The sequence below is a fragment of the Bacillus cereus G9842 genome (genome assembly GCF_000021305.1).
In the GTDB taxonomy this organism is placed as follows: domain Bacteria; phylum Bacillota; class Bacilli; order Bacillales; family Bacillaceae_G; genus Bacillus_A; species Bacillus_A thuringiensis_S.
In genome coordinates this window covers 2624727-2637481 of record NC_011772.1, presented here as the reverse complement: position 1 = coordinate 2637481, position 12755 = coordinate 2624727, and the positions used below count along the sequence as shown (strand labels likewise).

Here is a 12755-nt window from a genome sequence, read left to right as displayed (position 1 = left end):
ACTATATTCAACCGCTCTCCAATCCATTACAATAATTTCACATTGGAAATACATGAATATTCTCAATGTTACAAATGGTTTATACCTTATAGGATTACTATGGGAAAGGATGTGAAATATCCAAAAAGAAATCATTTTTTATGATGAAATAAAAAATTTTAATGAAGAAAAAGTTATTTCATTATTTTCAAGTTTCGTTAAAGTGCATGTATTTATAATCACTATGAGACAAGGAGCAGAATCCAAAAAAATTTTTGTAAATTAGAAAATTGCATTTCAAAAATAAGTTAAATGTTTATGGAGGGTTATATGAGCGAGAAAATTTATTACTGGTCTCCGATTAAGCATTGGGAGAAGTTGCATAATGAAGTTTTGATAGGGGAAATGAGATTTACAGGTATTCTGTCTGAGTGGTTTCCAGATTTTTATTTTATGGCTCAAAAAGGTGTGAAAATTAGTGAACTAGTAGAGCGCTTTTCGTTAGGAAATGTAGAAGAGACACAAAAAAACATAGAGCTCATGATAAAAAATCGTGTGTTAGTAAGTAATATATTACACCCAAGAGAAGTATTTTCTTCACAAGAAAAGATTTTTTCAAATCCATATAGCAACCAGATTCGCTTTTCTAAAGAAAAGTTAGATAAGTATATGAGTGAACAATTAAATCGCACGCACGTTGCTGCACGGTCGACCGAAATTCAACTTGAAACAACAAATGAGCTACCTACTATAATTAAGGAACGTAGATCTTGTCGTCAATTTGATACGGAAAAACATATTAGTTTTTCGGAATTTTCCCAATTCTTATCAACTCTAAAACAGGTTAAGGAAGAAAAAATATACTATCATTACGCAAGTGCAGGCGGGCTCTATCCCATTGATATCTTTGTTTATATAAAACCAAAACGTATAGAGGGTATGAAAGCTGGATTTTATTATTATAACCCATCAAAAAACAGTCTTGTGATTGTAAACAACATTGATCAAGTGATCAAAAGTGATCATGAGTTAATTAATCAGGATTTATTTACTCAATCTGCATTCTCAGTTTATTTGATTTATAATGCGAACGCTTCTATCCCGAAATACGGTTCAGATGGATATTTATTTGCTTGTATTGAGTCAGGCATTATCACTGCTACCTTAAATATGGTTGCTGAAACATTAAATTTAGGGGTTTGTTCAGTTGGTCATATGAAATTTGAAGATATTCAGCAATTTTTATGTTTGGATAATCATCAAGTGTTTCTCCATGGGCTTGAAGTTGGCTTAAAAATTAACGAGTAGAAGAAATGAATATTAGGGGGATAAAGATAAAAATGCACATTAAAGATCGAAGTTCAATTCATGAAAATAAAGAAGTAGAAGCGTTTTGGAAGGAGCAATTATCTTCCGAGATTCTCGATTTTTCTGTATTTAAATTTAATAGCGATTACCAACTAAATAAAGAAACACCTTGTGAGTACGTTCAAGTCAGAGTGAATGTAGAATTTAGTAAAAGTATACAAAAAATAAGTAAGTCTCAAGATTTATTATTATTTAGCTGGTTTCAAGCCGCTTTAAGGGTTTGTTTGGCACATTATACAGATCAAGAAAGAATTACCATTGGTATTCCTATAATTGAAAAGAATCTTGAACAAAGTGAGAATCTTAATAAGTTGATTCCTTTAGGAAGTGAAATCCATCCGCATCACCCCTTTAAACAATTAGTAAATGAGATTGAACAAACGACTTTATTCGGGTATGAAAATCAGGAGTATCCGCTCTCTGAATTATTAGTTAAACACAATTTAACTCCTTTTCAAATTGTAATCGGGATGGAAGGATTACATAATGAAAATTCACTAGAAGAATACGCAGAGAATAATTTAGTCCTATGGATACGAAGAAAATGGAATGAAATACATAATGAATTTGAATTTCAAATTTCTTGCAAGTCCCGTTCATTCTCTTCTTTGCAACAGTTTGCCAATTCGTATTGTTATGTTTTAAAGCAAGTTTCACAAAATCCGAATTTGGCATTGAAAGATATTTGTATTATTGCAGAAGAAGAAAAAGAGTTGTTAGAAGGATTGAATACTTTTCAAACGGGCATAGACTTGTTTCAATCATTTCAAGATTTGTTTGAAGCGCAAGTATTAAAAACTCCAGATCAAATTGCTGTTGTTTGTAATGATCAATCTTTGACATATAGAGAATTGAATAAGAAAGCGAATCAATTGGCTTCTATTCTTCAAAGTAAAGGTGTTTCAAAAGAAAGTATTATTGGCGTTATGGTAGATCGGTCATTAGAAATGATTATTGGTATGATGGGGATTTTAAAAGCAGGAGCAGCGTATTTACCAATCGACCCTAACTACCCAACTGAACGAATTGAATATATGTTACAAGATAGTCAAGCAAAATATTTACTTAGTAAGCGAACAGAGGAAGTATTGCCGCAATTTGCGGGTGAAGTACTGTATTTTGATAAAGAATATCTTTTCCAAGGTGAAGAAAGTAATTTAGTACGAGAACATAATCCTAATGATTTGGCTTATGTTATTTACACATCAGGATCGACAGGAAATCCAAAAGGGGTAATGATAGAACAAAAATCGCTAGTTCATTTTTTAAATGTAATGAGAGAAAAAGTAAAAGCTAATCAATCATTCTTGTTTCTTGCTAGTGTATCTTTTGATATTTCCTTGTTAGAAATATGTCTTCCTTTAACGCAAGGTTCAAAAGTAGTAATTGCTACAGAGGAACAGTTTGCAACAAAAGAATTGGCTCATTTGGTCAAAAAACATAAGGTGGATTTATGGGAATCAACGCCATCGCGAATGGAAGTGATTTTGAGTGATCCAGAAGGGGCAAATTTTCTAAAAGATTTAAAATCTATTTTATTAGCAGGAGAAGCATTTTCCATTGATTTGGTTGAAAAAATTCGTTGTATCAGTGAAGCAACAATTTTAAATATTTATGGTCCCACAGAAACAACCATTTGCGCAACAATAAAAGACTTGAGCACTTCCAAAGAAGTTACGATCGGCAAACCAAATCCGAATTATCATTCCTATATATTGAATAAGTATGGCCAATTAAAACCATTTGGAATTCCCGGTGAACTCTGCATTGCTGGAGTAGCGGTAGCACGAGGGTATCTTGGTAAAAGTAAACTGACAGATGAAAAATTTGTACAGAGTCCTTTTGCGGCAGGGGAAATGATGTATCATACAGGTGATCTCGTTCGTTGGTTGCCTAATGGAGAACTTGAGTATTTAGGTCGAATGGATCATCAAGTGAAAATTCGAGGGTATCGGATTGAATTAAGAGAAATCGAAACTCAATTAAGGGAATATCCAGAAATAAACCAGGCTATCGTTGTTGATCAAGTGTATGGAAATAGGAAATTATTAGCTGCCTACTATGTATCGGATAACAAGGTGTCTTTTGGTGAAATCAGAAAATATTTAAGTGATAAATTACCTGAGTTTATGATTCCTGAAAAAATGATTCAGGTAGAAGAGATTCCATTGAATCCAAATGGAAAAGTGGATAGAAAAAGGTTATTGGATATAACCCAAACGGATTATGTATCAATTCCATACGTTGCCCCGCGCAATGAAATTGAACAAAAATTGGTGCGTGCGTGGGAAAAAGTTATGGAGATTGAGGGAATCGGTATTCATGATAATTTTTTTGCATTAAAAGGAGAATCCATTAAAGCACTTCAGGTAATTAATTTATTAAGAAAAGACTGCTTAAAAATAAGTACAACAGATTTTTTTAAGCACCCTACAATCGCTCAACTGAGTTCTTGTGTAAAGTTAGAGCATAAAGAAGAAAACTTTGAAAGTAAACCAACTCATGTTAAAGATTTGTCTAATCCATTCTCCTTAACAGAAGTTCAGACAGCGTATATGTTAGGAAGGAATTCACAGTTTGAATTAAGTGGTATTTCACCTCAAACATATTTTGAATATGAAACAACATTGGATATCAATCGTCTTTCAAAAAGTTTTCAAAAGGTAATCCATCGTCATCCAATGTTGCGAGCTGTAATTTTACCAGAGGGAAAACAGCAAATATTACAAAGCGTTCCTGATTACCAGATTGAAATAGTGAGTCTCATAGATTTAGATGATAGGAATCAAAATGCTCGCTTGCAAGAAGAGCGTTCTCGAATGACTAACCATGTATTCCCTTTGGGGCAATGGCCTTTGTTTGAATTGAAAGCTTTTCTTTTAAAAGAAGACACGTATTTATTATGTTTTCGATACGATGCTTTATTAATGGACGGAGCAAGCATGAACATTGTTGGACAGGATTTGTTGCATTATTATTATAAACCAAATCAAAAATTAGAATCTTTATCTTTTGATTTTCAAGATTATATGTTTATCTATGATGAAATGGAACAAATCGGAGAATATAAAACAGCAAAAGATTATTGGACAAGTAAGCTTCCTGACTTTCCGTTTGCACCTTCTTTGCTGTTAAAAAAGGATCCAGCAGAGATTGCTACTCCTAAATTCCAATCACTTACAAAAATCCTGGACAATGAAAAATGGACAAAGCTACGAAAGTTAGCACAAGAGAAAGAGGTAACGCCTTCCGCTCTACTTTGTACAATATATGGTGATGTGTTGGCATATTGGAGTAATCAACGTCGATTAGCAATTAATTTGACTGTATTTAACCGTTATCCTGTTCATGATGAAGTAGAACAGATTGTAGGAGATTTCACATCGCTTATTTTGTTGGATGTTGATGTAAAACCAGAGCAAACTTTCTTTACTAGAGTAAAAGAAACGCAATCTACTTTATTAGATGGCCTTGAACATCGTCATTACGATGGAGTTAACTTTATTCGAGATTTTACTCGATATCATCAAATGACGCCAAAAGCAGTTATGCCGATCGTTTTCACCTCGATGTTAGCAGGTGCAGGTGCTTTCTCTTGGGAACAACTTGGTTCTCTTCGCTATATTCATGCTCGAACTCCACAAGTGTATTTGGATAATGTAGTAATTGAAAAAAATGGAGAGTTATTAATTAGCTGGAATTATGTTGAAGAGTTGTTTGATATTGATGTGATAGAAGCAATGTTTTCCCAATTTGTTGACTTATTGGAACAATTGGTGAAACAAAGCGATATAACATCTTTGCAGATGAAAGAGTCGGATCAAACTTTAATTGAACAATATAATGAAACAACAGAAAAAATACCTTCAACTACTCTGTATCAATTATTTACAGACCAAGTAAAACGTACACCGAATGAAGTAGCGGTGGTATTTGAGCAAAAATGGTTAACATACTCGGAACTTCATAAACGCTCCAATCAAATTGCCCACTTCTTAAAAGAGCAGGGCATTGGTCTTGGTGACAAAGTGGGTCTTTTAGCCAAAAGACGAGTTGACACAATTGTTAATATGCTAGGTATTTTAAAAGCAGGTGCTGCTTATGTTCCGATTGATCCCGATCATCCTTTAGATCGCCAAACATATATTTTAAAAAATAGCTCATGCAAGTTTTTATTAGAACCTAGTCTTTATGAAGAAAATGATTTGTCATTTTATACAACAGAAGACATGCCCGCTATTGCTGGTCCAGAAGATATTGCCTATATTATATACACTTCAGGAAGTACAGGAAAACCAAAAGGAGTAATTATTACTCACCAAGCGGTTACAAATACGATTCAAGACATAAATCAAAAATATGAGGTAAATGAAGATGATCGTATTATTAGTATCTCTTCCATGTGTTTTGACCTATCTGTATACGATATTTTCGGAGCTTTAAGCACAGGTGCAATGTTAGTAATGATTCGTGATCTGAGAGACATGCAAGAATTAATCCGCACTGTCGAACGTAGAGGGATTACAATTTGGAATACAGTGCCTGCAATCATGGATTTGGCATTGGATCAAGTAGGTTCTCATTTTGAACATTCTTCTTTACGTTTAGTTTTACATAGTGGAGATTGGATTCCGCTTTCTTTACCAGAAAAAATAAAACGACATTTTCCGATTGCAGAAGTAGTTTCACTAGGAGGGGCAACAGAAGCATCGATTTGGTCAATTTATTATCCGGTCAAACAGGTGGAATCACATTGGAATAGTATTCCATACGGGATGCCCTTGGCAAACCAAACGTATTATGTGTTGAACTATGAAAAGAAAATGTGCCCTGTTGGTGTAATTGGAGATTTATATATCGGGGGAGTGGGCCTTGCTAAAGGATATTTAAATGATGAAAAGAAAACAAATGAAGCGTTTGTTTCACATCCTGATTTTGGTCTTATATATAAAACAGGAGATTGTGGAAAAATGCATTCTGAGGGATATATTGAATTTTTAGGCCGCCAAGATTACCAAGTGAAAATTCAGGGATATCGAGTAGAGTTAGAAGAAATCTCTCATTGTCTTCTAACTTATAAACAAGTCGAACATGCTGTCGTAATTGATCAAACAGATGAGAACGGGATAAAATTTTTAGTTGCATATGTGGTAACTGAGCAAAATATTAGTACAACAGAACTACGAAAGCATTTGCGAGATCACTTGCCAGATTATATGATTCCTTCTTATTTTGTTTATTTGGACCAATTACCCCTGACTCCAAACGGGAAATTAGATAGAAAAGCGCTCCCTACTCCGGAGAAACAAAAAAATGAAGTATTTATTGCCCCAAAAACTGAAATGGAAAAAATATTAACTAGTATTTGGCAAGAAGTACTCAAAATAGATCAAGTTGGAGTAAATGATCATTTCTTCGCCTTAGGTGGAGATTCGATAAAAGCAATTCAAGTGTCCGTTAGACTGTATCGACAAGGATTCGAGCTTGAACCAAAAAATCTATTTTCATTTCCTATATTAAGAGATATGGTTCAATTTGTTAAAAAGCTAGACCAGTTTTCAAGTTCACAAACAAATGATGTAAATATAATGAACGATAATAAAGCTACATTACTAAATGTTAAAGATAAACAACTTAATCAACATACACTTACCAAAATACAAGAAAAAATGCCGGATATAAAAATAGAACGTATTTACCCGCTAGCACCTTTCCAGGAAGTTATTTATGAGCATGCTACGAATGAACCTGATACAAATGCATATTTTGAACAAACAATTTGGGCACTTGAGGGGGAGCTGGATATTAAACTCTTTATTCAGTGTTTCCAACAATTAGTTGATCGTCATGATTCTTTAAGAACAATAATTGTGCAAGATGAACAAGCAAAACCTTGGCAAGCTGTTCTATATGATGTTCAAATAAATTCAGAAATAAAAAACTTGATTGAGATGACGAAACAAGAACAGCAAGAATTCCTAGATCAGTGGATGAATGAAAATTTAAGTCAAGGATTTAAAAATGGTGAACTTATGACCCGTCTCTGTATATTCCAACTAGGTAATAACGAGTATAAGGTAATTTGGAGTTCCCATCATCTATTATGTGATGGTTGGAGCGTCAGCATTTTGATAGACGAATTATTCCAGCTCTACGAAACTACAAATGCGGGAACTACGGCGGAGTTACCTATGGTAAAACCTTTTGAAACATTTATAGATTGGACTTTGGCACAAGATCATGAGAAAGCACGTCATTTTTGGCGAGATTATTTATCAGGATACAATCAGAAAATTAGTATTCCTAAAAAGAAAGTCCCATCTAAAAGTGAAGGGTTAAACTTCACTTTTATGGATTTAACATTAGACAAGGATTTGACTAATCAGTTACAGACATTTGTAACTAAAAACAATATAACTATGAATACAGCACTACTAGCTGTATGGGGAATATTACTTGGCAAATTCAACGGAACGAGAGAAGTAGTATTGCCTAATCTCGTATCAGTCAGACCTCCCGAAGTAGAAGGAATTGAAAATATGTTCGGTCTGTTCACAAATGTTTTGCCTATCCGATTAGCATGGACAGAAACGCAATCTTTTGTGGATTTTCTGCAAAAGGTACAACTAGAGACATTGAAATGTAATGAGTATGCATACTATTCATTTGTTGATATACAAAAGCAAAGTGAATTAAAAACTGAGTTGACTGACCATCTTTGGGTTTTTGAAAACTATCCAACTAATCCAGCAATCTTTTCTTCAAATGAAAACAGACATTTTGCTATCACGGATTACGAAGTTGTTGATGAGCCACATGTAAAGTATGGAATTATGTGCTTCCCTGAAGAAAGACTTACAATAAAGTTTGGATATGATCAAACGGTATATGAAGCAGAGAAAATACAGGAAATATTAAATCACATCCATGGGTTAATCAACACGATTCTTCAAAATCCAATACAAACAATTTGTGATTACAAATTATAAAAAATGAAAAGGCGAGCAAGAACTCGCCTTTTTAAATAGAATAGGAGTAAATCAAATGACAAAAAAATTACAGTTATCAGCCGAAGAAATGCGTCAGTTAGGATATCAAGCGGTTGACTTGATTGTTGATCATATGAATCATTTAAAAAGTAAACCAGTTTCAGAAACGATTGATAGTAATATTTTTAGAGACAAGCTAATTGAAACGATTCCGGAAAACGGATCTAATCCAAAAGAATTACTTCATTTTCTTAATAACAATGTGTTTAATCAAATTACTCATGTGGATCATCCTCATTTTATGGCTTTTGTGCCAGGTCCTAATAATTATGTTGGTGTATTAGCAGATTTTTTAGCAAGTGGGTTTAATGTATTTCCTACAGCTTGGATAGTAGGTGCAGGTGCCGAACAAATTGAATTAACGACAATTAACTGGTTAAAATCAATGCTAGGATTCCCTGATTCAGCTGAAGGACTATTTGTCAGTGGTGGTTCCATGGCTAATTTGACTGCACTTACTGTAGCGAGACAGGTCAAGCTGAATAATGACATAGAAAATGCGATTGTTTATTTTTCTAACCAAACTCATTTTTCTGTAGATCGAGCACTTAAAGTATTAGGTTTTAAACAGCATCAAATTTGCCGAATTGAGACAGATGAAGACTTAAAAATTTCAGTTAGTACTTTAAGAAAACAAATAAAAGAAGATCGATTAAAAGGGAAAAAACCATTCTGTGTTATTGCTAATGCAGGGACAACGAATTGCGGAGCGGTGGACTCCCTCGATGAATTGGCTGATGTATGTGGTGATGAAGATATATGGCTACACGTGGATGGGGCTTATGGGGCTGCAGCAATTCTCAGTGAAAAAGGAAGGGAGTTATTAAGTGGAATTCATCGTGCCGATTCTTTAACGTTAGACCCGCATAAATGGCTTTTTCAGCCTTATGATGTTGGTTGTGTACTTATTCGAAATAGCCAATATTTAAGTGAAACATTCCGTATGATCCCAGAGTATATTAAGGATACAGAAACTAATATAGAAGAAAAAGTGAATTTTGGGGAGCGTGGAATTGAACTTTCTCGTAGATTTAGAGCATTAAAGGTATGGCTTTCTTTTAAAGCATTCGGAGTTACAGCTTTTCGTGAGGCAATTGATCATGGCATTATGCTAGCTGAACAAGTTGAAGAGTTTTTAAGGAAAGAAAAAGATTGGGAAGTAGTAACACCCGCCCAATTAGGAATTGTTACTTTTCGTTATATTCCATGTGAGCTAACATCTACAGATACAATTCATGAAATAAACAAAAAATTAGTGGAAGAAATTAATCAAAGAGGATTTGCTATGCTAAGTACTACTAAATTAAAAGAAAAAGTAGTAATTCGACTTTGCTCTATCAACCCAAGGACAACAAAAGAAGAAATACTTCAAATCATGATGAACATAAAAGCATTGGCAGAGGAAATAAACACATCGCCTAAACATCTTATATCTGTTTCTCAACCTTGATATATTAGGCGGATTTTACATATTAATAGCCGATTCTCATTTAGAATCGGCTATTATGTTTAAATGATAACATATATACTATTTATAAGTATTTATCTTGTAATGGGATTAAGCCTCAACCTTGGATACTCGTTTGAAACCAGTCTTTATTGCTTGTACTATTTCGTTCACAGCATAAATAGATACATCGGCATTTGGATTTAACCCTTCAAACCAGTGATAGGCATTTGGATATAAATGAAACTCCACATCAACACCAGCTTGCGCTAGTTTGCTTACATAGGTTAATGTTTCGCTGCGGAATGGATCTAATTGACCAACAAATGTGTAAGTATACGGTAAGTCACTATAATCCTCAGCTCGAGAAGGTGCTGCATAGGCAGGGATTTGATCCGTTCCATACATTTCTCCTAAATACATTTTCCAGCCAGCTTCATTTGCCTTTTGATTCCAAACAAATCCCTCTTTAATTTCATTCGCTGAAGGTGTATCATTTCTGTCATCAATCATTGGATATAGTGGCATTTGTAAACAAATTGAAGGATATTTTCGATCTCGGGCTAATAATGATAATGCTGCTGTTAGTCCACCGCCGGCACTTACTCCTGCAACCCCAATACGATTTGAATCAATGTTTAATGACTTTGCATTATCAGCAATCCATTTTAAAGCTGAATAACAATCCTCAATTGGTGCTGGGTAAGGGTGTTCAGGTGCTAAGCGGTAGTCTACAGATACAACCACACAGCCAGCTTCTTTTGCAAACCTCATACAAGTATCATCGTTATCATCTATAGAACCTAAGATATAACCACCACCATGTATCCATAATAAGACAGGTAAAGATTCATGATTTGATTTTGGACGATAAATTCGTAATGGTAACGGATTATCATCAGGCCCAAAAATGACTTTATCTGTTAAAGAAAGAGAGTCATCAACAACGGTAGGTGGTCTCATTTGAGCTATTCCTTCTCTGATTGATTGCAAGTTTTCCGGGCGTAAATCGAGATCCGGAAACATCTCTAACCCTTGTAATAATTCTGGATTTACTCTAGTTTTCATTTTAGCACCTCTATTTGTAATTGTTTTCAAATAAATGAAGTGTATATTCTAAGTAGTTTAATTGTGAAAGAACACCACAATTAAATTGTAAATTGGATATGTTATAACGGTCAACAGAATATTCGGAAATTAAAACCTTTCTCAAGAAGGACTTTCATGCAATTAATAATACAAGTATTGGATTTAAGAGCAAAGTGGTTTAATGTCGTTGTAATTATGTACATTAGAAAAATTTCTTTTTGAGTCTAGAAAAGGATTAGATTCTTTTCTAGACTCATGAAGAATTATGAAAAGCAAAATTTTATAGATAGTTATCTTAAAAATAAACAAAGAGAGAAGAACTAACCAATGTTCTTCTCTCTTTTTCATATGTAATTAGGGTATCCTTAACTGCAAATACGGATGGTATAGATTAATGGATAAATAATTTCCTTTTAAATTAATAACGGAATACATAAAGATTTTTATATGTAATATTGCATATACAGGGACTACTAGTGAAAATGTTGAGCAATGTTTTTCCATATGGTAAATTAGTTCCTTAGTTATTTATTTTATTTCATTTTCAATCGTGTAAGGCTAGGGGCGAAGATTTACAAAGGTGACTAGTAAAAAATATAACAATATAAGTATAAGATTTTGTACTTAGTAATCTCGCGATTTAAGGCATGACATTGGATAAGTGCGGGGAGTTCAATCGATTTTGAATAAAATCAATAGTATCAGTTGCAATTTTTTTACGTTTAAGAACGATCCCGGCATGCCCACATTTATAAATATATCGTGGAGGTCTTTCCCAAGATTCCCACAAGTAGTCTGTATCCTCAGAATGCACATATAGATCATGCTTACCTGAAATTAATAAAATATTTTCTTTTTTTACTTTTGGCAATGCTTGACTCGGTTCAGTGATTTTCCAATAATCTATTAAATCATCATACGTAACACCATGATGTTCCAAGTCTTCTCTAATAAATTTACCTGGAGTTGTATTCCAAATAGAATAAGAAAGTCGATTTGCATAGAAAATGGATGCTAACACATCAATTTCTTCTTCAACAAGAGAGGTTAAGTTAGTAATAAATCCGCCTAAACTAATTCCTATTAGAATCAGGGGCCCATTTTTATTTGCTTTAATCCATTTAATCAAAGCTCGTAAGTCAGCTACCGCTTGTCTAGTTGCTTGTAATGTTCGTTCAATATTTGCACTTACCATATACTCTCCACTGAATAAGGATTGATCGGGTTTTCTTTCAAAATGATAGGGTAGAGTGAAATAATACATATTCCACTTCAGGCTGGTCATATGATCGTGGAATATTTTTTTCACACGTTCGTTAGAATCCATTCTCCAACCGTGAACAAAGATAACATGAGGTGCATTTTCATTTTTATGTAAGAATAATTCCCCAGTTACAGAGTCGTTGCGTGAATCACCGGATTGAACCGAACTTTTATGGTTGAATTGCCCAACCATGTATTCATTTTCCTGCTTTGAATGCTTAATGTCAAAATGAAAATGTGATGGTTGTACTTTATAAAAAGATTCTATGTCCTTTATATTTAATGAAGTGTTAGAAAGGGAAGTAAACTGAAATGCTACACTTCTTTTTTTATGTAAATCATATAAGGCGTACCGATCAATGAGTTTTGAAAAAATCAAATTAACCTCCTCCAAAATACATATTGTTTAAAACATGGACAAAATTTATGTTGTAAATTAATTATAAAATATTCTCTTTTCCTAATAGTAGGTGATAAATTTGTATATCATATTATAAAGCTTGCAATAAAATAAAACTATAAATATATACTAAAATTTAAGAAGTAAGTTAATGTTCATA

The 12755-nt window shown here is 33.6% G+C and carries 5 protein-coding genes; 3 read left to right on the top strand and 2 right to left on the bottom strand.

Annotated features, from left to right (window positions below):
• Positions 1-309: 309 nt before the first annotated feature.
• Genes BCG9842_RS13150 through BCG9842_RS13140 form a run of 3 tightly spaced genes read left to right on the top strand, consistent with a single transcriptional unit; the run spans position 310 to position 9846 of the window.
• Positions 310-1287 carry a SagB/ThcOx family dehydrogenase gene (locus BCG9842_RS13150; RefSeq protein ID WP_001290966.1) on the top strand — a complete coding sequence of 326 codons (978 nt, stop codon included), beginning with the start codon at positions 310-312 and terminating at the stop codon, positions 1285-1287.
• 32 nt (positions 1288-1319) lie between these two features.
• Positions 1320-8336: a non-ribosomal peptide synthetase gene (locus BCG9842_RS13145; RefSeq protein ID WP_000547598.1), complete on the top strand. Its 7017-nt coding sequence runs from the start codon at positions 1320-1322 to the stop codon at positions 8334-8336.
• 55 nt (positions 8337-8391) lie between these two features.
• A complete protein-coding gene (locus tag BCG9842_RS13140) occupies positions 8392-9846 on the top strand; it encodes a pyridoxal phosphate-dependent decarboxylase family protein (RefSeq protein ID WP_000162820.1) in 1455 nt (484 codons plus the stop codon).
• A gap of 108 nt (positions 9847-9954) precedes the next feature.
• Here the strand turns inward: BCG9842_RS13140 and BCG9842_RS13135 are convergent, their stop codons facing one another.
• Positions 9955-10911: an alpha/beta hydrolase gene (locus tag BCG9842_RS13135; RefSeq protein ID WP_000857936.1), complete on the bottom strand. Its 957-nt coding sequence runs from the start codon at positions 10909-10911 to the stop codon at positions 9955-9957.
• Positions 10912-11572: 661 nt separating this feature from the next.
• Positions 11573-12574: an alpha/beta hydrolase gene (locus tag BCG9842_RS13130; RefSeq protein ID WP_000577700.1), complete on the bottom strand. Its 1002-nt coding sequence runs from the start codon at positions 12572-12574 to the stop codon at positions 11573-11575.
• Between the last annotated feature and the right edge of the window lie 181 nt (positions 12575-12755).